Origin of the sequence: Sphingobacterium arenae (genome assembly GCF_014692505.1) — a bacterium.
Taxonomy (GTDB): Bacteria; Bacteroidota; Bacteroidia; order Sphingobacteriales; family Sphingobacteriaceae; genus Sphingobacterium; species Sphingobacterium arenae.
The window spans coordinates 289,617-313,323 of sequence record NZ_JACNYK010000002.1; the positions used below are offsets into that span (position 1 = coordinate 289,617).

Below are 23,707 nucleotides of genomic sequence, written 5' to 3' on the forward strand. Positions count from 1 at the left end.
TATTTTAAAATGTAAGGTTTACTCCAAAAACGTAATTACGAACCATCGGATAGTTGGTATTGTCTCCGACATTATCCTGTGTATGCCCTCTTGGGATATCCCTCGATTCGGGATCCCAACCCAACCAACTTGTCCAGGTATAGAGGTTTCTACCGCTAGCATAGAGCGTAACGCCCGATACACCTATTTTGCTAGCGATATCTGCTGGCATATTATAACTTAATGTTACATCTTTCAGCCGTGTAAAACTTGCACTCTTCGGAAAGCCATATCCATAGATGTTGGAGCGATTACTCAATGAACGCCATTCGTTGCTCTTATTTTCGGGTGTCCAATACCCTAAATCTGCCGGCGCACTACGTCTTCCCAATTCATCAGATGCACCACCGATCTGCGGATTGTTGCGCATGGCTCCTTGAACCGTTTGAATAAACACGTTTAGCGAGAAGTCCTTATAGGTAAACGTATTCGTAATACCACCCGTCCATTTTGGAGCGGTTTGCCCTAAGATGCGGCGATCATCGTCGTTGATGAGACCGTCACCACTTAAGTCGGCCAATTTCACCGCGCCTGCTTCTGCCTGCTCATCCCATCCGTTATGTAGACCCGCTGCAATTTCGTCCTCTTGCCATATACCTACTTGGGTATAGTCATAAATCACGCCCACCGGGTGCCCGATAAACCAACGGTTTCCCAGATCGTCTTTCTTATCGCCGTATACATCCACAATTTTGTTTTTATTATGTGCAAACACTAACATCGACGACCAGCTAAAATTATCCTTAACAATATTCTTAGAATTTAAGGTCACATCGATACCGGTATTGGATACTTTCCCTAAGTTTGACCAAACATCCGCAAAACCTGTTATCCGAGGTAACCGTTGTAGGATCAACATATCTTGTGTATTGGTTTTATAAAATTCTACGGTACCACTTAGGCGATTTCCCCACAAACCAAAATCTACTCCGGTATTGAAACCTGCTGTTTTCTCCCAGCGTAAATCCTGATTACCCATTCGTACACGGTAGCGCAGTGCGGCATTTGATAGCGTGCCCAAAGCTAATGGATTGGAGTCCATCAAAGATAGTGTCTGATAAGGAGTTATGGCTTCATTTCCGGCAACACCATACGAAACACGTAGTTTCAAATTATCAATAACGTTTCTGGTGCTCTCCATAAACCCTTCATTGTGCATGTTCCAAGCAACGGCACCTGAAGGAAAAACACCGTACTTATGGTTGTCGCCAAATACAGATGCGCCATCCCGACGCACCGTAAAGGTTAACATATACCGGCTATCGTAACTATAGTTCAACCGGCCCATCTGCGAAATTGAACGGTAAAGATCCGCTCTCGAAGATACTTTGTGCGTGGAAGCTGTACCCAAACCTCCCCATTCTAATACATCGTTCGGGAAGATCTCCCCTACGGCTTCAGACTCCTGCCAGTATTTACTTCTTGCGGCATAAAGACCTGTAAAGTCGAAACGGTGCAGACCGATGTTTTTTTCATACGTCAAAATATTCTCCAGTGTGTAGGTCTGGCTTTCCGCATTGTGTATCCGTCCCCAACCATTTGCGTTATACACCGATAAACCGTGGTATTCGTTTGTGCGTTTCGGCACGTAAGAATAACCACCGTTAAACCGGTATTTTAATCCGGATAGTGGCTCCCATATATTGCCAAAATTCATTTCGGCGTAACCGTTTAACGACATATTAAACTCCCGCCGTTCTGGATTAGTAGTGGTATGTAGCAAGGGGTTTTCCCATAATTGCTCCGAATACATTGGCCACCGTGTCAATGTACCATCATCTTCATACATGCGCGCATACGGGCTCATTGCCAGGGCCTGTGTGAGGTTCGCACGTCCGCCATCTCGTTTATGGGCAGATATAAAAGCAGACGTACCGACGGTCAGGTACTTTGTTGGATCAAAATCTGTGTTGGCCCGGAAAGAGTAACGGTCGTAATCAAACCCTTTCACAATACCCTTTTGCCCAAAATAGTCGACCGACACATAATATTTCGCATTTTCGCTTCCACCAGATAAACCGACGTTATGATTTTGTATGGTTCCTGTTTGCATAACAGCATCCAACCAGTCTGTCGTTACACCATTTTGGTAATTATCATATTCATACTCATTGCGTACCGGACCACCGTTAAATAAACTTGTATTGGTAATCCGCGCGTATTCGGCATATCTTGCCAATAGCTCTTCTGCTGATACGGGATCCAACATGTGGGATGGCTCCTCAACCCCGGCATAACCGCTATACCGTATCGTCGGCGTTCCGGTCACCCCTCTTTTTGTGGTGATCAAAATCACACCATTAGAACCGTTCACACCATAGATTGCCACAGCGGAAGGGTCTTTCAGAATCTCCACCGATTCAATATCATTCGGGTTAATATCGTTAATAGAACCATCGGTTTTGGTTAATGGTATACCGTCTACTACAATATATGGCCCTGAACCTGCGCTCATCGAATTAAGCCCCCGTACTTGGGTTGCCGGTGAATCGCCCGGAATAGAGGATGCTTGGCTAATATTGACGTTGGAAACAGCTCCTTGAATGGCCTGCATTACATTCGTCACAGGAAGATTGGACAGACGTTCTTTTGGAACAGAAGCAACGGAACCAGTAATATCAGATCTCTTTTGCGAACCATATCCAACCACCACCAATTCATCCAACACATGATCAGAAGAGATCAACTCAACCGTCATTGTGGTGGCTTTCTCGACAGCAACTTCTTTCGGATCATAGCCGATAAAACTAAAGACCAACGTTTGTCCTATAGAAGCTGAAATCGAAAATGATCCCGTAGCATCTGTTTGTGTACTGTTGGACGTTCCCTTCACCGCGACGGTGGCTCCTACAATTCCACTCCCTGTGCTGGCATCTTTTACGACACCATTCCGTGTCGTCTGTTGTGCGAAGCCAAATGCTACACACAGTATCGCACACAAAAGCAAAGAAAATGCTTTGTAATAATTTTTAGTAAATTGTTTCAACATCGTTTTTTATAGTTAGTAAATTTGGTTAACATCATGTTTTGTCTGACTAACATCACTAATCAGCTTTCTTAATTTCCTCTCGTAGTTCAAATTGGATACATATCATTCCGTTTAATGTTTAAAAATGGTTAACTCATATTTTTAGCGTCGTGTTACGACTTTTCCGCAGAGTTAGTTTTATCATATTTCTGTTACAAACATAATGTCGTAACAAATTCACGAGGTTGGATTATCGTTCAAAAGTGTTTAAAATGGATGCAGGAAGGATATTTTTTCGTGGAGCAATAAAAAACCTCGTATTAACGAGGTTTAGTAAAGTCTTTTATAAAACGAAGGGGTGTATATATTTTACATATATTCTTTCAAAAACTTGTGTAGTTTAGGGGCGATAACCGCAGCACAATATGGATTACCCGGATTTTGATTAAAATAATCGTGGTGGTAATCTTCCGCCTCCCAAAACGTGACCGCCGGCTCTACTGTCGTTACTATCGGGTCAGCGAAAATAGCTTGTTTGTCTAATTCCTCGATAAAGCGCTCAGTCGCTTCTTTCTGTGTTTCGTCATGATAAAAAACAACGGAACGGTACTGTGTGCCCACATCATTTCCCTGTCTGTTTAATGTTGTGGGGTCATGCGTCTTAAAAAATACTTTTAATAAGGCGTTAAAATCTACTTTAGTTTCATCAAAATCCAGTTGTATAACTTCAACATGGTCTGAATCACCATTGCAGACTTCTTTATACGTTGGGTTATCGGTTTTTCCTCCCATGTAACCGGGTAAAACACTACGAATTCCTTCAATGTTTTGGAATATCACTTCGGTACACCAAAAACATCCTCCTCCAAATGTTGCTTTCATTTCACTAAATTATCTTCCACAAATTTCTAACGTACGTTAAAAAATAAAATTAATCTATCTCATTAACACTCGTAATACAAAAATACAAAAAATTATTCCAGCTTTAATTCAATCCCATTTGCTTATATTCGTATTGACCATAATAAAGATGATGCACTGTTTATATAAAATATTATATCTAACGTTCTTCACCCTATGCACGATGGGTTCTCTAGCACAAGTAGATTCGTCCGTACACAATCTTGACTATGGTATAGTGAACCTATCCGTTGCTAATCTACGGACAAAGCCTTCCCATACCGCAGAAATGGCAACCCAGCTCCTTATGGGGACACAGATAGATATTCTTCAAAAGCACGGAGGCAATTATCGCGTCCGTACGCCAGAAGGCTACATCGCCTGGATCCCCGCTTCGTCAATCGTTCCAATGCACAAAGCCGAAATAAAGAAATGGAATAAAAAAAATAAAATCATATACACCACGGAATTTGGAAAATCTTTTTCCAGACCCCATACGTCTAGTCAACGTGTTTCCGACTTGGTATATGGCAATATTCTATCATTGCAAGATGAAGACCAAAGTTTTTATGAGGTTGCCTATCCCGATAATCGAATAGCTTATATACCCAAAGAAGAAGCTATGTTACTGACCGCTTGGATGACAACACGTTCCGCGACCGCAGAACAAATCCTCACTAGCGCCAAATCAATGCTCGGTTTACCCTATTTGTGGGGAGGAACTTCTGTAAAAGGCGTTGACTGTAGTGGTTTTACTAAAATGTCTTTCTTTATGAATGGTTACATTATCCCGAGAGACGCCTCGCAACAAGTGTTGGCCGGAGATAGAATTGAGATCTTGGACGATAAGAAAAATTTTTCTTCAGAAAAAGCATTAAGGAATCTCCAGCCCGCCGATTTATTATTCTTTGCTGCCGATAAGAATAATAAATCGAATGCTCGTGTAACACATGTTGCTATCTATATTGGCAAGGGTGAATTTATTCATGCGGCGGGAACAGTAAAAATCAACAGTCTACTTAAGGATGCTGTAAATTATGATGCTGTGCAGGCTCGCACTATTGTTGCCGCACGTCGTTACATTGACGCTAACGATGTCGCTATTCAAAAAATTGACGAAAACCCGTATTACAATAAAAATTAACATCTATGTCTACAAAAGAAAGTTGGACAATAAAGAAGACAGGTAAATTTATACTACGTTTCAGACCTTATATGCTAGAAATGAAACACGTATTTACAGTTGCCTCTTTTAGTCGTACGACTACGCCTGTGGTTTTAACCAAACTTGAATACGATGGTGTTGTTGGTTATGGCGAAGCCAGTATGCCGCCTTATCTTGGTGAATCACAGGAAAGTGTCATCGATTTCTTAAACAAAGTCGATTTATCTGCATTCAATTCTCCATTTGAGACGGAGGAAATGTTACATTATATAGATACTCTTCAAGAAAAGAATACTGCTGCCAAAGCGTCTATCGATATTGCTCTACACGATTTATTAGGAAAACTCATGGGGCAGCCGATTTACAAAATATGGGGATTAAACCGAAACCTTATTCCACCGACGTCTTTTACTATCGGAATTGATACAGAAGATATCATACGTAAAAAAGTAGCCGAAGCGCACCAATTCAAGATATTGAAAGTCAAGCTTGGATTAGATACGGATAAAATGATGATCAATACCATTCGATCCATAACAGATATCCCTCTATGTGCCGACGTCAATCAAGGTTGGAAAAACAAAGAACAGGCGCTAGAGATGACGTATTGGCTTGCCGAGCAAAATGTGGTCTTTCTGGAACAACCCATGCCCAAAGGACAAATAGATGATATGGCCTGGCTAACCGATCGTTCGCCAATTCCAACAATTGCAGATGAAGGATGTCAACGCTATAGCGATGTTATTGGTTTAAAAGATGTTTATACAGGCATAAACATTAAGCTGATGAAATGTACAGGCTTACGCGAAGCCAAGAAAATGGCCGAACTCGCTAGTGCTTTGGGTATGAAAGTAATGCTAGGCTGTATGACGGAAACATCCTGTGCTATTTCAGCAGCTGCACAGTTGGCTCCAATTGTTGATTGGGTCGATCTCGACGGTGCTCTCTTAATCAACAATGATGTTTATGAGGGCATGAAAGTATTGGATGGTGAATGCCAATTGCCTGATCGTCCGGGTATTGGCATCCAACCTCTATTACCAATACATAATATATAGCGCGGCAGTAACCAAGGTCACCAAGAGTGCACCCACGACGAAGCCAGGATGTGCTTTGAACATCTTGGTATCCACTTCCAATCCATTGGGTACAACACCTTTCGCGTTTTCTATTTTACTAATGAGATACATACCGATGATACAAATGACAAATACAAATCCCATACGATCAAGGAAAGGAATCTCGTATAAACCACTTGCGGGGTTTACCACGGCAAAACCCGTTGAATGCAAAAAAGATAGGTCTGCAAAATTCGGCAGAAACTTAAAAAAGACGGATAACAGGAATCCACCTATTGTTGCAAACAATGCCGCATTGGAAGTGGTTTTCTTCCAAAAGAAGCCCAGAATAAACATGGCAAAAATACCTGGCGATACGAAACCCGTATATTCTTGGATATACTGAAAGCCTCCTTTTTTATCGATACCTAAATGAGGTGCAATAAGTACCGCAAGAATCATCGACACAATAATGGTAATCTTACCTGTATTAACCAATTGTCTTTCAGAAGCCGACTTGTTGAAAACTTTCTGATAAATATCAAGCGAGAATATCGTCGCTACACTGTTTGCCTTTCCGGCCAACGAAGCTACTACCGCAGCGGTTAATGCCGCAAATGATAGACCTTTCAAACCTGATGGCAATAGGTTTAACAATACAGGATAGGCTCGATCTGGATTCAATTCTCCTCCTTGCAACATCTCCGTTTGAAAATGTCCATCTTTCCACAATACATAAGCAGCAATCCCAGGGAGCACGACGATAACGGGCATTAACAATTTCAAGAAAGCAGCAAACAAGATTCCGTTACGCGCCGTCTTTAAATCAGCGCCTAACGCTCGTTGCGTAATGTACTGATTACATCCCCAGTAATTAAGGTTTACAATCCACATACCTCCAATCAACACCGACAATCCCGGTAAGTCCAGGTAATTTTCATTGTCTTTCGCTAAAATCATCTGAAAATGTTCGGAAGCTTTATCCGTCATAATCGCATAACCATTCAAAATACCTTCTCCTCCATAATTTTCAGACACAAGGCTTAATGCGAGGTATGTCGTTGCCAAACCTCCCAAGATCAAGAAAAAGACTTGAATAACATCCGTATATCCAATCACTTTCATCCCACCCAAGGTGATAATAACCGCGAACACCGCAATGGCATACATGCAAAATTCCAGACTAAACCCCGATATACTACTAACGGCTAATGCCCCTAAATACAAAATCGACGTTAAATTGACCACTACATATAACGCCAGCCAGAAAACAGCCATAATCATTGCCACCGTTCCGTTATAGCGTTTATTTAAAAACTGCGGCATGGTGAAGATTTTATTCTTTAGATAAACAGGTATAAAGAACACGGCTACAATGATTAACGTAATTGCAGCCATCCATTCATACGTCGCAATTGCAAGTCCCATTTTAAAACCGGAACCGCTCATACCAATGAACTGTTCTGCTGAAATGTTAGAAGCAATTAACGATGCACCAATAGCCCACCATGTGAGTGAACCCTCTGCAAGAAAATAATCTTTAGAGTCTCCTCCGGCTACCTTTGATCTTTTTTTGTTATAGACCCAGATACCATATGTGGCAACGATTACAAAGTACACGAGGAAAACTAAATAGTCGGGAGTTGATAATATATTATTCATGTGGTTTATTTGATCTCGGCGGCTAAGGTAACAAAAGAATTTAAAAATTAAATAAATTGGTTGATGATATTTTCAATATATTCCTGTTTACCACTTGTTAATGTTGGTTCTCCGTTCGCTAACGCATAACTTCTTAAATCTTCTAATTGCAATTTACCGTTTTCAAATTCTGCACCCTTACCACTGTCAAAACTACTATAGCGTTCCCTTCGTATCTTTTTATAATCAGAGTGCTGCAAAATATCATCTGCTATGACAAGAGCTCTCGCAAAATTGTCTATCCCACCTATATGTGCATGGAAAAGATCTATTGGATCAGTTGAATTTCGGCGAATTTTAGCATCGAAGTTTACACCTCCTCCTTGTAAACCACCTGCTTCCAAAATGACGAGTAATGCTTCGGCAAGTTCATTTAGATTGTTTGGAAACTGATCGGTATCCCAGCCATTCTGGTAGTCGCCACGATTCGCATCGATGGAGCCTAGTAAGCCCGCGTCCGCAGCCACTTGCAACTCATGCTGGAAGGTATGTCCGGCCAATGTGGCGTGGTTTACTTCTAGATTCAGTTTAAAATCCTCCAACAGATCAAACTGACGTAGAAAACCTATAACCGTTGCAGCATCATAATCATATTGGTGCTTGGTGGGTTCGCATGGTTTGGGCTCTATGAGGAAAGTTCCCCTAAAACCTTGTTTTCTAGCGTAGTCCTTTGCCATATGAAGAAAACGTGCTAAATGTTCTTGCTCTCTTTTCATATTGGTATTTAACAACGACATATAGCCTTCACGTCCTCCCCAAAAAACATAGTTTTCTCCACCAAGAGCAATAGTTGCATCTATGGCAGCCTTTACTTGTGTTCCAGCATGAGATAATACATGGAAATCCGGATTGGTAGCTGCTCCATTCATGTAGCGGTGGTGACTAAACAGGTTTGCTGTTCCCCAAAGAAGTTTTATGCCACTCTGCTGCTGTTTTTCCTTTGCATATTCTACAATCTGTTGCATATGCTGCTCGTTCTGCTCAATGTCATTTGTATGATCAATCAAATCTACATCATGAAAACAGTAATAAGGAAGTTGCATTTTGGTCATAAACTCAAAAGCAGCATCCATTTTGTCTTTTGCACGTTCGAGAATGGTCGTTTTTTTATCCCAAGGGAAAAACAATGTGGGTCCTCCAAAGGGATCAGAACCATTCGCATTAAAAGAATGCCAATAAGCACAGGCAAATTTAAAATGTTCTGCCATTGTTTTTCCCGCGATGACGCGAGATGCATCATACCAACGAAATGCTAAGGGATTACGGGAATCCTTACCTTCGTATTTTACTTGTCCGATGTTCTTGAAATACTCGTGATTTCCTAATAAAATGTTCATTTATTTGTTTTTAATGTTTAATATTTGATGACAACTTATCTCGACAATTTGAGGTTTTACTCTATTATTTTCTAATTTGATAGTTTATGTTCGAGATTTTTTTTCCATGTATGGTATAACTCATTATATAGATCAACTTCTGTAGGCTCCACAATACGTTGCTTTTTCAGACCGGAAAAAGCCTCTTTTCTGTCGATATAAACACCTGCCCCTATACCTGCCCCCAACGCAGCACCAACGCTCCCATCATTGTCATATAACTCTACCCCAACACCAGTAGCGCCCGAAAAAGATTGTTGAAATACCGGACTCAGAAATAGATTAGCGTGTCCCGCACGTATAATTTCCGGTTGAATACCATTTTCACGCATAATGTCCATGCCATATCGAAATGCAAAAGCGATCCCTTCTTGAGCCGCTCGCCAGAGATGTGCAGCATCGTGCCGAACAAAATCCAAGTTCTCGATATGGGCATTTATGGTTTTATTCAGCAACATCCGTTCTGCACCATTACCAAAGGGAAGTATTTGAACACCTTCGGAACCTATAGGAACAGCAGCCGCATATTTATTGATTTCTGGATATCCGTACCTCCCCGCTGTTATTTTTTTCAACCAACTATTTTGAATCCCCGTTCCATTAATACAAAGTAGTACACCTAAGTTCGGGTTAGTATCCTGATAGTTTACGTGCGCAAAGGTATTGACACGGGATTCATGGTCGTAAACTAATTGGTCTGTCACTGCATATATTACGCCTGAAGTACCTGCCGTAGCTGCTACTTCTCCGGGTTCAAGCACATTCAAAGAAAGCGCATTGTTCGGTTGATCTCCTGCTTTAAAACTCACAACAACATCCGAAGAAAAGCCGAGCTCATCTGCGACACTGGGACGGATTTTACCGTAGGTCGAAAAAATAGGTAAAAGATGCGGCACCAGACTTTCATCGATGCCATAATGATTCAGTAGGAGATCAGATAATTGATTTTTTTCAAAATTCCATAAAACTCCTTCCGATATTGAACTTACATTCGAATTTATTTCTCCCGTAAAGCACATACTCAAATAATCCCCCGGCAGCATAAACTTATGTATCTGCTCATACACCGCCGACTCATGCTGTTTAACCCAAGCCAGCTTGGATGCAGTAAAGTTACCTGGCGAGTTTAAATGTGTGGCTAAAAAAGACTGCTCCTGCAGCTGAGAGAAGGCTTCATTTCCTATCTGTACTGCCCGACTATCACACCAAATAATAGCATTCCGTAGTGGTGTGTGGGATTTATCGACAACGACCAAGCCATGCATTTGATAAGCTATACCAATCGCTCCAATATCTTTCGGATTATACAATCCACTTCGGTTTGCTTTTTTAATGGCTTCCTTTGTATTACACCACCATGTCAGTGGGTCTTGTTCCGCCCAACCCACTCTCGTTGACAGTATCTCTGCCTCCGATTCGGGGAAATTCGTAGAAACTATTTTTGTATTCGTCGACGAGTCTACTACAGAAATTTTAATAGATGATGTACCTAAATCTATACCTAATAATAACATGCTATTATATATTAAAAGACGGCCTCAGAATGCAACCGCTTGCATAAAATTATCTAATAAATTTTATATTTACAAAAATTAAGTTTAAAAGATTTTACTTTGGCTAAGAAAACAACCGTCTACGACATCGCAAAAGAACTGAATATCACTGTATCTACAGTATCCAGAGCACTAAATAATATATCGACTATAAGCGAATCAACCCGAAAGGCCGTTATAGAAACTGCAACGCGTCTAAACTATCGTCCAAATAAAATCGCCTCTTCCCTCACTTCCGGCAAAACGTATACTATTGGTATTATCGTACCGAGCGCCCAAGTGCAGTTTTTTGCTTCTGTTATTCATGCTCTCGAAACGCACTTAAAATCGTTCGGCTATAGCATTCTTCTATATCAATCCAATGAATCGTTCATCTCCGAAAAAAACGGCATCACCACATTATTAGAAGCACAAGTGGATGGTATAGTCGCATCAATGTCTTTGGAAACAAAAGACCCTTCTCATTTTGAGAAAGTAAAAGAAGAAGGTAAACCGCTTATTATTTTTGATCGGACGCACGATGATTTACAGTGCGCGATGGTAAAAATTGACGATCTGCACGCTGGCTACCTAGCTACCAAACATTTATTGGATGCAGGTTATAGGAAAATAGCCTATATCACCACCAAACATAAAATAAAAATTTTTAAAGAGCGATACGACGGCTATCTCCGTGCGCTCCAGGAGGCTGGCCTTCCCGCAAATCCGGGGTATACTATAGCTGGTGAACTAAACGTGGAAGGGGGCTACCGCGGCACCCATGAATTACTTAAATTCCGCGAACGTCCAGACGCGATTATCGGTGGTGACGATTATGTCGCACTAGGAATAATCAAAGCATTACACGACAAGAATATCGCCCCACCAGAAATTGGGGTGATCGGGTTCGCAAATCAAAATTTTTCTGAACACATTATACCAAGTCTTTCTACCATTGACCAACAGGCGCTAAAAATAGGAAAAGAATGTGCAAAAATGTTTCTAAAGATTATTGAACAGCCTCTCTCTGCGCGAACCGAGCAAAAACCGGTTGTGATTGAACCGTTACTTCTGGCTAGAGAGTCTACCAATCGGAAAAAATAAATAAATGGTTACTTCTATTCCTTATTAAACATATTTCCAATCTCCCGACTGATTTTTCGGAAAATAGGTGCCGTTTCCACATGTTCGTAGTCGTCTATATGTTGATTTTCACGACGACTCGGAAAAATTAAGATCAAATTTTGTTTTTTGAAATAACGACCCACTCTTTTGGCCAATCCATCCAAGGAATCCCTATAAGAAACGTCGCCGTAACGTGCTGATACGAAAACCAACAACGCATCCGCATTGCTAAAGGTAGCAAGTCCATAAATATTGTCCCAGTCCTCGTAGTTGTCAAAAGAACACGGAACACTTGTTTCCAGCATTTTTAATACTTCCAATATTGCAGTCTGCGTGCGTCGGTTACAAACAAAGGTGAGTGGTAAAGTCAACTCTGCGGCAAACTTAAGCATTTTTTCCATCCAATATTCAAAACCTTTTTCGGATTCAGCCAGTGATGGAACAAAAATAATGATAGATTTATTTGATAAGAACGGGTTAACAAATTTACACATAAATAAATTGGCATTCGTGCGGTTTAAAATGCTTTCTGTTTTTTCACCTACGATCTTATCAATAAACGATGTCGCACTTGGCCAACCCAAGATAAGACAATCTGCAAGGATGTCTTTGGACGTACGACCAATACCACTTGCAATGTTGAAATCTATTGTCGACAGCAATTCAACGTCCATTTCTGACCCGGAAGCATACTTTGCCATACTATCCAAATTCTTTCTCGCATTTGCTATATTCCGCTCCGCTTGTTCATTGTCTGCCACTACGCTCAATATATGCAATGGGTGAGGAGATTTTTTCGATTTTATCAGGGTAGCGAAATCTAAAATTGGCTCCATGGTGTCCAAATTGGCAATGGGAAGCAACAGGCGTTCTTCATGTTCAGGAACGTGTTCCATATGTTCATCATCCTGATGTCCTGCCATCACTATACGACGCGACGCATTTTCTGTTACCAATGATGCAATGATACAAGTAATAAGAATCAATACGATAGTCCCATTGAGCACGTTCTCGTCTATGATTTCTCTCTCGTATCCCACCATGATAATCGCTAATGTCGCTGCTGCATGCGCATTACTCAATCCAAAAATCAGATTTCGATCATTTTTAGAATATTTAGCAATTAGACTGGTTACGGTGGCTGCTAAGAACTTGCCGGTTACCGCAACAATTGTCAATGTTCCTGCAATAATTAGTGCCATAGGACCTTTCATTAGTACACTAACATCCACAATCATCCCTACTGAGATCAAAAAGAACGGGATAAAAATGGCATTTCCAATGAATTCGATTCGATTCATGAGTGCCGAAGAGTGAGGTATCAACTTGTTCAATGCTAATCCCGCCACGAATGCACCAATGATGGGTTCTAATCCGGCAATTTCGGCGAGAAACGCGGCAAAGAAAACCACTGCAAGGACAAAAATATAATGGGCAGTTTTCTCACTTTCGATCTTCTGAAAGAACCACTTCGCAATTCGTGGAATAACACCGAACATGATAAATAAAAACAGCACAAACGATACGCCCAGGGTTACCCAAAAATCTTGATTAATCTCTCCTTGTGCTGCACCAACAATGACAGCAAGAATAATCAATACCGTCGTGTCTGTTAGTATCGTCCCGCCAATAGTAATTGCTACCGCTTCTCTTTTTGAAATACCGTAGCTATTGACAATTGGATACGATACCAATGTATGTGTGGCAAACATACTAGCTATCAGTATGCTTGGTAAAACATCGTATCCCAATAGATAGTAGCAAACGGGGAATCCTATACTGATGGGGATAATGAATGTTAGAAATCCAAACAGTAAACTCTTATTTCTCGTTTTCTTAAATTCGTTCATTTCGAGTTCTAGTCCCGCTACGAACATGATATATAATAGTCCGATGGTGGAAAATAGATCAATAGCATCTACGCCGTTCCCTTGTAGCGTATCCTTATCAATTTTTGCCAGCCAATTCAAGCCATGCGGCCCCAAAAGTACACCAAACAAGATCAGTCCGATAATGCCTGGTACTTTAATCGGTCTCAAAATGATAGGAGAAACCAGAATAATAGTAAGAATAATACTAAAAACCAATACCGGATTAGTAATAGGCGTCGAAAAAGCCTCGGATATGTGATGTAAGAGTTTATCCATAAAATTTGCTGCTATTATTTAAACTGTATTGTTTTAATCGGCGAGATCCGGCTAATGAGCATCGCTGGAATGAATAGTGTCAACACCCCAATTATTACAATCGCTGCATTTAGCCCGACGACTTCGTACCAGGCAATATCCATTGGTACATAATGAATATAATATGTATAAGGGTCCAGTTTGAAAAAATGTGTCTGTGTTTGAAAGAAGTAAAGAGTAAGAGCGATTAAATTGCCGATGAGCAATCCTATGCCAATAAGATATATAGAACCGTACAAAAAGACTTGTCGGATTCCTTTATTTGGATATCCTAAAGCTTTCAATATCCCAATCATGGAAGAACGTTCCAAAATACTAATTAATAATGAAGATACCATATTGATAACCGCTACGATAACCATCAATACAAAAATGATATTATCATTCATGTCGAGCATATTTAACCAGTTAAAAATATCAGGCATTTGCTGTACAATGTTAGTCGCTTCAAGTTCGAGGGGCAACATGTTGTCGATTTCTTGGGTAGTACTTTCTAATATATCAAAAGAGTTGATTCGAATCTGGTACGCCCCCACTTCATTTTCCTGCAGGTTATTTAATCTTTTAATCAGGTCTAATGAACCAATAACATAAGTTTTGTCGAGCTCTTCAGAATGCGTCGTATAAATCCCTCTGATAGTAAAAGGACGCCGACGGATGGGGTCTTGTATGAAATACATAATGAACTTGTCACCGACATCCAAATGCAATCTATTTGCCAAATATTCAGACACCAAGATTTGCGTATTACTTCCTTCCGAAAAATTTAATGTATCACCTTTTACAATATTTTTCTGTAAGTACTGCTGGTCATAGGTTTTATTCACACCTTTCAGTAGCACACCTTCCACTTGTCCGCCAACGTTCATGATTCCCGCTTTTGTTGCAAAAGGCGTGATATCCACGACCTGGGGTAAGGCTTCTAGTTGTTTCAGTTTTTCAGCCGATAGGTGAATAGGTGTATTTTCGTACGAGGCACTTAAATCATTTTTCGTGACGACAATGTCTCCAAAAAATCCTCTTTGCTTCTCAATAATTTCACGTTTAAACCCGTTCAGGATAGCGACAGACAAAATGATAGCGGAGATGGCTAACGCCAATGCCCCTATAGTCACACGAACGATCAGCTTCGAAAACGTCCGATGCCCCATGAATGTTATCCGCCTAGCTAAAAAGTAAGGAAAATTCAAGGTGAATATTAATTTTGTAACTTCGCAAAGTTAACAATTTTTGTCAGTTGACACGGACTAAAAGAAATGAGTTCTTAAGGCGTATTTTTTTATTTTTAACTTTTACTAATGCTATGCGGATAATTTTTATGGGTACCCCCGATTTTGCAGTTGTTTCTTTAAATGCCTTGTTACAAGCGGGGGAAGAGGTTGTCGCTGTCGTTACGACACCCGACAAACCAGCAGGTCGTGGGCAGAAAATGCACGAATCAGCGGTTAAGAAATACGCTGTAAAACAGGGCATACCGGTATTACAACCGGAGAAATTACGAAATCCAGATTTTATCGCAACATTGCGATCTTATCAAGCAGATCTGCAAGTGGTAGTAGCTTTTCGTATGCTGCCTGAAATAGTATGGAATATGCCTCCTTTAGGGACCATCAATGTGCACGCATCGCTTCTTCCACAGTACCGAGGAGCAGCCCCTATAAATCATGCTATTATTCAGGGTGAAACGCATACTGGTGTAACCACGTTTTTACTACAACATGAAATAGATACGGGGAATGTTCTCTTCTCGCAGAAGGTAGAAATTGGGGAGGAGGATACAGCAGGAGTACTGCATGATAAATTGATGGTGGTCGGCGCGGAAGTATTATTAAAAACAATTCAAGCGATGGGAAGCACTAATCTCCATCCAGTTCCTCAAGCCGAAATAGAGACCACCGAACTTAAGAAAGCTCCAAAAATCTTTAAAGAGGACTGTAAAATTCTATGGGATCAACCCACAAACGATGTATACAACCAAATTAGAGGGTTGAGTCCGTACCCTGCCGCATACACAGAGTTAAATGGTCGAATGCTAAAGATTTTCGAAACAAAAAAAGGCCAACCCGTGGATAAAGATCCTGGAACATATACGACTGACGGAAAAACTTTTCTGTCATTTGCAACGCAGGATGGCTCGCTTTTGATAACCTCTCTCCAACTCGAGGGAAAAAAAAGAATGCAAATTGAAGAGTTTTTAAGAGGATATCGCTTGGATTGATAGGCTTATTTGCCTTCCTTTATATACTCCATAATATCTCCAGGCTGGCAATCTAATGCTTTGCAAAGCGCTTCCAACGTGCTTAATCGAATTGCTTTCGATTTTTGATTTTTGATGATAGAAAGATTTGACAATGTTATCCCTACCCGGTGACTTAGTTCGTTTAAGGAGACTTTTTTTTCAGACATAATCTTATCTAAATGAATTTTAATTGGCATAACTTCTCGAATTTAATATGACATATTGTACCTAGAAGTAACAATGTTACTGTTATTATGTTTTATTGAATATCAAAAATTTTATTCCTTTTCCAAACTAAAAACCTTATAACAAAGGTGTTACACGGACACTTTTAAAAAAACAGACAAAACAAATTCCGTTTTCTAACGTTCTACTTATTAACATAAGGAGAATTGGAATAATTTTTGCTAGTAAAATAACACCGAATCCCTCATGTTAACTTCCTCATACAGAGTATTTAATTTACACTTATATGAAGGAACTTTGGGTAAAATTCACTATTTTTGCGAACATTTCAAAAAGAGAAAGGTATTTATACATTTAAATGAGACAACTCAAAATTACACAATCCATTACCAATCGTGAATCACAGTCGTTGGACAAGTATTTGCACGAAATTGGTAAAGTAGACTTAATCACCGCAGAAGAAGAAGTAATCTTGGCTCAACGCATTCGTGAAGGTGACCAGGTTGCTTTGGAGAAATTAACAAAAACCAACTTACGTTTCGTTGTTTCTGTTGCCAAACAATACCAGAATCAAGGACTGACTTTAGGAGACTTGATTAATGAGGGCAATTTAGGCTTAATAAAGGCAGCAAAACGATTTGATGAGACGAAAGGGTTTAAGTTTATCTCTTACGCTGTGTGGTGGATTCGTCAGTCTATCTTGCAAGCTATCGCCGAACAATCACGTATTGTACGTTTACCATTGAATCAAGTAGGTTCATTGAGTAAAATCAGCAAAGCTTTTTCCAGATTGGAGCAAGAGTATGAGCGCGAGCCGTCTCCAGAAGAGTTAGCTGACATCTTGGAAACTACAGTTGACAAAGTGTCCGATACATTAAGCAACTCTGGACGACACGTGTCTATGGATGCGCCGTTTGTGCAGGGGGAAGAGAACACCCTTTTGGATGTTTTGGAAAATGCTGATCCGGACACGGACAGTATATTAATTGATGAATCACTATCTGAGGAGATTAGACGATCGTTATCCACCTTGACGGAAAGAGAGCGCGAGATTATCGTTTTGTTTTTCGGATTAGGAACGAACCACCAATTATCCCTTGAGGAAATTGGCGAGAAATTTAGCTTGACGAGAGAACGTGTGCGTCAAATTAAGGACAAAGCCCTGCAGCGTCTCCGCCATACGTCGCGCAGTAAAATTTTAAAATCTTATTTAGGCTAATCGCCGACACATTATTAGCAATGCGCAGCCCAAAAGCTGCGCATTTTTACTTATTTCCTATTTATTTTTCATCTGGTAAAAGGACAAACTTAAACAAGTTCTCTTTCTTTAAATATTTGCTGGCCACCTCTTTCACAGATTCTATTGATATTTTATCCAAATCTTCCAGGTAGCGGTTAATATAAGTTGGATCTTCATCTCGCTGATACGCACCTACAAGCTGTCCCATCCAGAACTTATTTTCTTTTAAAGAGAGTTCTAATTGACGTTTTTGTTCTATCTTGAATTTTTCCAAATCAGACGCTAAAGGACCGCTGTGTTTAATTTTATTAATTTCATCTAAAGCTGATACAATCAACGATTCATATCGTTCTACACCAGTACCAAAGGAAATCGTGAAGCTATATCGATTTCTCGGATATTTATTAGTAGAAACTCTTGCCCCGGTTCCATATACGCCACTTTCTTCTTCCCGTAATCGCTCAATGAGCTTAATGCTTAATACGCTTTCGAAAGCATTCATGTTTAAATTCTCGACTTTATCGTACGTATAATCACCGTAATAAGTTAACATCACGTTTGCTTTTTCTTCCTGACCTTTATGCACTATTTTTTCAAATCCCAGTTCGGGCTCATAAAGTCTTAAATCTTTTGCTTGCTCTTTACGATTTAACGCAGGCAGAGCAGCAAGATACTTTTCCAAATAAGGCTTGATTTCTTCTTCTGTAAACGAGCCAACAATCGTAAATACGAAATCCGAAGCATCCGCAAAACGATCTTTATAAATGGCTAATGCCCGATCTTTATCAATTTTCTGAATAAGCTGTTCTGTAATAGGAGTTCGCCGAATATTGCCATTATAAAGGCTCTCCATTATTGTTTTTCTAAAAACAAAGCTTGGATCACTCTCTTGGTTACTGATCATAGATGACATCCTCGATATATAGCTCTGAAATATATCATCTTCAATACGTGACTCGGTAAAGTAGCCGTAGATCAATTCAAAAGCGGTAAGTAGCCCCTCCTTATCGGTATGACCAGACAACCCCTCACTCCGTTCGCTGATATAAGGACTAATATTTACATTTTTACCGGTCAGATACTTACGTAGCTCGACGGTATTAAACTGTCCTACCCCGCTGCTATTGACCAAATTACCAGCTTGCGAAGCGGAGAAATAATCTTCGTCGCTATACAAAGACGTTCCACCCGGACTAAAAGCATTAATTAAAATTTCGTCATTTTTGAAGACAGTCGGTTTTAAAATCACCGTGACCCCATTACTCAGTGTTAATTCTTTCGTTTTAATTTCTTCTATGTCTTTTACAGAAGCTATACTACCGGCTTGTGGCTCTTTCGAAAGTAAAGGCAAATCTGATACGGTATCTTCATAAGCAGCAATCTCGTCGCCCGCTACTTCTCGGAACCAAGCTAACACATGTTGTTCATCGGGAAGACTATCCTTTTCCTTATCCGGTGCCATGATGATAATGTCCCGATTTGTATCCACGTAAAACTCCTTACCCAACTCCTCTACTTCTTTTCGGGTCAATGTAGGCAACAATTGCTTATATAATTGATAGGAATCTTCATTGCTCAAAGCCGGATTGTCTTCCAGATAGAAATTTAAATATCGATTGACGTAACTATCCGATTTCTTTTTATCCCGCTCGACATAAGCTGTTTCATTATTCTTACCAATAGCAGCGACGGTACGGTCAAACTCCGTTTGGGTAAAGCCATATTTCTGCACACGTTCCAATTCGCGTACAACAGCTTTAAAACCAAGCTCAAACTCGTTGGGTTTTGCCACAAAATAAGCATTGTAGGCATCAAGCCCCCCTAAGAAGCCTCCAATTCCCACGCCTGCCTGTATGAATGGTGGGGCAGCAGATTGCGCAAGCTCCGAAAGGCGAGCGTTTAGCATATTGTTGTAAACCGATTTTAAAATATTTCTCCTGAAGTCGCCAACCGTTTTCATCTTTTCTTCTGGGTGTTTTATAGAAATTTGCCCCATCGTATAGGTCATTTCTGGATCTGTTACGGCTATAAACTGGTTTCTGCCCAACAAAGGCACGGTATGTTTTACACGCTCTATAGGAGTTTTTGGCGACTTTAGATCTGCAAACAATCGCCGCACATCAATTTCCATCTTTTTTACGTCGACATCGCCCACAATAATCAATGCCTGTAAATCCGGACGATACCATTTGGTATGAAAATCGCGTAGCACATCGTATGGAAAATTCTTAATCACCTCCTCCGTACCAATAGGCAAACGTTTTGCATAGAGGGAATTATTCAGCATAACAGGTAGAAATTTATCCCGCATGCGCTGTTGCGCTCCACGTCCACCGCGCATTTCTTCCAATACGACACCTCTTTCCTTATCAATCTCCTCCTCAGACAATAAAGCATCTTGCGCCCAATCTCGTATAACTTGAAGTCCGTTTTGCAACAATTCGGGGTCATCCGATGGAATAGGTAATTGATATACTGTCTGATCAAAACTTGTGTAGGCATTTAGATCACTTCCGAAGCGCACCCCAGCACGTTGCAAGTAATCTACCAATTCATTTTTCGGAAAATGCTTCAGACCGTTGAAATTCATATGTTCCATAAAATGGGCAAGGCCCTGCTCTTCTTCGGTTTCCAAGATCGAACCGACTTTGGTCGCCAAATACATCGTGACCCGATCCTTGGGTTCCACATTTTTTCGGATGAAGTATTGAAAACCATTTTCGAGTTTACCTGTTTTTACCTCCTGATCAAAGGGTAACGGAGCATCCCAAGAAAGTGTATCAATACGAAAAAAAACTGAAGATTCTTCCGGTGTCACCGCCGATGAAGCCTGATGAAGTGGAAATAATCCTGGCAATAAAAATGCAATTGCGATAGGTTTTATAAAATTCATTCGTAATTTAATTTGTTGTTTATAATAATCGAATAGGGTAAACCTACAAAATTTCTACGGTTTTTCCTTATAGGTTCATATAATATTTCGAATACGACATTAGTTAAAGAATATTATTTGCCAAGGAAGAAACAATCACAAAAAAGAAAACAGCGTTCACAAGGTGAAAACGCTGTTTTTCGAAGTGGTGTCCCCGACGAGATTCGAACTCATATCTTCAGAACCGGAATCTGAAATTCTATCCATTGAACTACGGAGACTGCGCTGGCAAAAATACTACTTTTTACCTTACTTTAAAATCGAAATGAAAAATAAATGCCAGCATATATTTTTTAATGATCATGGCCACCTTCGGACACTAAGTGAACGGCTACTTTAAGATCCAGATCGTTCGCTCCCGTAAACTGGGTGAAGTTTGTATTGTTCCAATCGGCAGCCGTAATGTTGTCTTTTATACCCGGATTTAAATGACGCATTACATAACGCAAAGTAAAGGTATTCGTTTCTTGTAGAACAGTTAAATAACCTGTAACACCTACGTTTACCCGTTGATTCTCCGCATCTCTATCCGCATACACGTATTCCAGACTCCCAGCCTCAGCGCCGAGTATAAAGGCCTGATGTATATCGGCACGACCGATGAAAGTTTGTTGCGTTTCGCGACCGGCAAAATCGGTAGCTCGCAATTCCAATCGATAGGTTTTCCCAACTTCCAAATGCAAATGTGCATCAACCGGAGGTAGCATATCCTTGCCTTCAAACTTAACCTCTTCTATTTCAGGATCTGTTATATCGTTGTAATGGTAGTGATCTTCATGTGTTTCACGTTCTACTTCGGTAAAAGTTAGTGTGGCTGTACCCACTTCTTCCTGGTCTTCTTCAGGTATAGGATCATCTTTTGAACACGACGTCACAAAGAAAAGAATACTAATTGTTAAAATAAAGATATTTAGTTGTTTCATGATTTTGATAATTTTAAAATTGACAAGAAATTTTCACGCTTACATTTCTTCCCATTTGATGGGCGAAATACCGAAATCGATCCATATAGTCTTTATAGGATTGATTAAATAAATTTTCTACTGACAGCATAACATTCCAAGATGTCTGCGCGTCAGAATTTGTTTTTATTTGCTTACTTGCCACAACATCTAATAAATGATAGGCAGGCGGTGGCGCAACATAGTCCATCCCCTCTTCATATTGATTTTGTTTTGCTATAAAACGGTGCCCCACCTTGAGATAGCTTTCCGGCTGTGATTGACCGCAATACGTCCAGGAAAGCGCCTGATGAAAACGTGCTGATGGAATATAGGGCAAATAACTATCCAACTCCACATTACGTGCACGCACGACGGATGCACTCACATCATAATGAAACGTATTCAGAAACGCATAGCGCAATTGTAAGTCAGCACCATAAAAGAAAGCATCATGCTGCTGATAAGCAAATAGCGGAAAGGTACCTCGGATCGTTTGGCGAACAGCATCCGGATTGGGCTGTGCATAAATATAATCGTATAACATCTGCGCATAGACATCGACCGTTACTTGGAGACGTTCATCACTCCATATAAAAGCGTTTATCCATTTTAAACCTTTTTCGCTGCGGAGATCTGGATTTCCCAGCTCATAGGTTGCGCTTCCATGGTGTACGCCGTCACTATACAACTCATTAACGGACGGTGCGCGCCAAGCCAAACCGATATTACTTTTCCAGCTAAATTTGGGTGAAAAATGATAAAGGGTACCGGCTGTTCCCGATGCATTATGAAACTTGCGATTATCCGTCAAAAGATATTGCTCAACAGCCCCATTGTTGTCTATCTCGTTGCGTTGATAGCGATATCCCGCAATATCCAAATACTTGAAATCATAGCGCCCACCGATCTCCGCATGCCATCTGTCGATGTGAAATTGGTGCACGGCAAATATGCCTGCAGCGTAGCTGTCAAAATTAGGTATGATAGGCGTGGTTCCTGTACCTGGTGTATTGTTATTGACTTGTACCATAGATTGTATACCTATCGAACTATGTCCTTCCTTCAGCACCAGGTCCAAGCTTTGTGTCGTCAATACCATATCCGCCATCGGAATATCATCGGATTCCACTCTCCGCATATCATACTCCCGACGATGGTTTCGTTGTAATCCATATTGCATTTCCAATCGACGGCCAGCACGAAGTTGATGTTCCCATGACGCCTTAACCAGATCGTGCGTTACCTTTTGTCGGGGAGCTTCGATTTGATAGCTAAAATCATAGGTTTCAAAAGGACGTCCATGATCTATACGTGCTTGAATATCTTCAACCGTACCGATATGAGCACCGCGAAAGATGCCCAATTGCGTTCCAAAATGACTAAAATACAATTCCAGTTGATTTTTGTCGTTTTTATATTGCAATGTTCCAGCATAATTGAATTCATCTACTCCCGTATTACCCAAGAAGTAATCGGCTGTTTTATAATTCCCCAGTTTTTTACCACTTGTTTGCATACGCCAACCCAATCCGGGCAAGGCTTTCACCGCTCCCTCCAAAAATACATTTATCATTCCCCCACGTCCGTTCGACTGCCCCACCATGTCTATATTTCCTTTCCACTCTCTGTCTAAATCGATATCGTTTGCCGAGACTAATACAATGCCTCCTAGAGCATCTGCCCCATACCGAACACCTTGCGCACCTTTTACGATCTCCAATTGGTCTGCAGTGAAAGGATCTATTTCTGGAGCATGCTCTATCCCCCACTGCTGTCCCTCCTGGCGGACCCCGTTGTTTAAAATAAGTATCCTATTACTATGCAGTCCGTTGATAACAGGTTTTACAATGCTACTTCCCATGCCAATCGTAGAAACCCCGGAAATAGCGGTCAGCGATTCCGCCAACGGTTTGCCTTTGTTTTCTTGCATTTCTTGTGTGGAGAGACGGTGTATACTTTGGGATAATTCGCCGCGACGTCCCATGACTTCCACATCTTGCAGATGGATGGAGTCTTGCTTTTTCAAAGACAATGAACGTCCTTCTTGCCCCTTACCTGGAACGGAAAAAAGCCATAGCACCCAACACAGGGCTAAGCATTTGTATTGCATCTATTA

Annotated in this window: 16 protein-coding genes and 1 tRNA gene; 5 read left to right on the forward strand and 12 right to left on the reverse strand. The window is 40.6% G+C overall.

All coding sequences use genetic code 11. The annotated features are described in order from the left end of the window. Nucleotides 1–4: 4 nt before the first annotated feature. Nucleotides 5–3,028 carry a SusC/RagA family TonB-linked outer membrane protein gene (locus H8B17_RS07620; RefSeq protein WP_190308604.1) on the reverse strand — a complete coding sequence of 1,008 codons (3,024 nt, stop codon included), beginning with the start codon at nt 3,026–3,028 and terminating at the stop codon, nt 5–7. A gap of 348 nt (nt 3,029–3,376) precedes the next feature. Next, nucleotides 3,377–3,889, reverse strand: a complete 513-nt coding sequence (gene msrA, locus H8B17_RS07625; RefSeq protein WP_190308605.1) for a peptide-methionine (S)-S-oxide reductase MsrA — start codon at nt 3,887–3,889, stop codon at nt 3,377–3,379. 148 nt (nt 3,890–4,037) lie between these two features. Between msrA and H8B17_RS07630 the strand changes: the two genes are divergently transcribed. Next, nucleotides 4,038–5,051, forward strand: a complete 1,014-nt coding sequence (locus H8B17_RS07630) for a C40 family peptidase (protein WP_190308606.1) — start codon at nt 4,038–4,040, stop codon at nt 5,049–5,051. 5 nt (nt 5,052–5,056) lie between these two features. Further along, nucleotides 5,057–6,130: a dipeptide epimerase gene (locus H8B17_RS07635; RefSeq protein WP_190308607.1), complete on the forward strand. Its 1,074-nt coding sequence runs from the start codon at nt 5,057–5,059 to the stop codon at nt 6,128–6,130. Here H8B17_RS07635 and H8B17_RS07640 read toward each other — a convergent pair. The 3 genes from H8B17_RS07640 to H8B17_RS07650 form a co-directional block, all read right to left on the reverse strand. Then, nucleotides 6,110–7,792: a sodium/sugar symporter gene (locus H8B17_RS07640; RefSeq protein WP_190308608.1), complete on the reverse strand. Its 1,683-nt coding sequence runs from the start codon at nt 7,790–7,792 to the stop codon at nt 6,110–6,112. The genes H8B17_RS07635 and H8B17_RS07640 overlap by 21 nt on opposite strands. Before the next feature lie 47 nt (nt 7,793–7,839). Continuing rightward, complete coding sequence (gene xylA / locus H8B17_RS07645; RefSeq protein WP_190308609.1) at nt 7,840–9,168, reverse strand: xylose isomerase; 1,329 nt, start codon at nt 9,166–9,168, stop codon at nt 7,840–7,842. A 71-nt stretch (nt 9,169–9,239) separates the two neighbouring features. Next, a complete protein-coding gene (locus H8B17_RS07650; RefSeq protein WP_190308610.1) occupies nt 9,240–10,721 on the reverse strand; it encodes a xylulokinase in 1,482 nt (493 codons plus the stop codon). Between the two features lie 99 nt (nt 10,722–10,820). Here H8B17_RS07650 and H8B17_RS07655 point away from each other — a divergent pair, with 99 nt between their 5' ends. After that, nucleotides 10,821–11,843: a LacI family DNA-binding transcriptional regulator gene (locus H8B17_RS07655; RefSeq protein WP_190308611.1), complete on the forward strand. Its 1,023-nt coding sequence runs from the start codon at nt 10,821–10,823 to the stop codon at nt 11,841–11,843. 14 nt (nt 11,844–11,857) lie between these two features. On the opposite strand, the gene H8B17_RS07660 is transcribed toward H8B17_RS07655, so the two are convergent. Both H8B17_RS07660 and H8B17_RS07665 read right to left on the reverse strand, forming a co-directional pair. Beyond that, nucleotides 11,858–14,011: a cation:proton antiporter gene (locus H8B17_RS07660; protein ID WP_190308612.1), complete on the reverse strand. Its 2,154-nt coding sequence runs from the start codon at nt 14,009–14,011 to the stop codon at nt 11,858–11,860. 14 nt (nt 14,012–14,025) lie between these two features. Beyond that, on the reverse strand, nt 14,026–15,201 hold the full coding sequence (locus H8B17_RS07665; RefSeq protein WP_223816427.1) for an ABC transporter permease: 1,176 nt from the start codon (nt 15,199–15,201) through the stop codon (nt 14,026–14,028). 152 nt (nt 15,202–15,353) lie between these two features. Here H8B17_RS07665 and fmt point away from each other — a divergent pair, with 152 nt between their 5' ends. Next, nucleotides 15,354–16,268 carry a methionyl-tRNA formyltransferase gene (fmt, locus tag H8B17_RS07670; RefSeq protein WP_190308614.1) on the forward strand — a complete coding sequence of 305 codons (915 nt, stop codon included), beginning with the start codon at nt 15,354–15,356 and terminating at the stop codon, nt 16,266–16,268. 5 nt (nt 16,269–16,273) lie between these two features. Here the strand turns inward: fmt and H8B17_RS07675 are convergent, their stop codons facing one another. Next, complete coding sequence (locus tag H8B17_RS07675) at nt 16,274–16,486, reverse strand: helix-turn-helix domain-containing protein (protein ID WP_190308615.1); 213 nt, start codon at nt 16,484–16,486, stop codon at nt 16,274–16,276. Between the two features lie 347 nt (nt 16,487–16,833). Here H8B17_RS07675 and H8B17_RS07680 point away from each other — a divergent pair, with 347 nt between their 5' ends. Beyond that, the gene (locus H8B17_RS07680; protein ID WP_190308616.1) at nt 16,834–17,694 is read left to right on the forward strand and encodes a sigma-70 family RNA polymerase sigma factor; all 861 of its coding nucleotides are present in this window, start codon (nt 16,834–16,836) and stop codon (nt 17,692–17,694) included. Between the two features lie 61 nt (nt 17,695–17,755). On the opposite strand, the gene H8B17_RS07685 is transcribed toward H8B17_RS07680, so the two are convergent. The 4 genes from H8B17_RS07685 to H8B17_RS07700 form a co-directional block, all read right to left on the reverse strand. Further along, nucleotides 17,756–20,608 (reverse strand): M16 family metallopeptidase, encoded by a 2,853-nt coding sequence (locus H8B17_RS07685; RefSeq protein WP_190308617.1) that lies wholly within the window; start codon nt 20,606–20,608, stop codon nt 17,756–17,758. Between the two features lie 185 nt (nt 20,609–20,793). Further along, a tRNA-Arg gene (locus tag H8B17_RS07690) sits at nt 20,794–20,868 on the reverse strand. A gap of 72 nt (nt 20,869–20,940) precedes the next feature. Then, a complete protein-coding gene (locus H8B17_RS07695) occupies nt 20,941–21,570 on the reverse strand; it encodes a hypothetical protein (protein ID WP_190308618.1) in 630 nt (209 codons plus the stop codon). A 13-nt stretch (nt 21,571–21,583) separates the two neighbouring features. Further along, a complete protein-coding gene (locus tag H8B17_RS07700; protein WP_190308619.1) occupies nt 21,584–23,701 on the reverse strand; it encodes a TonB-dependent receptor in 2,118 nt (705 codons plus the stop codon). Nucleotides 23,702–23,707: the final 6 nt, after the last annotated feature.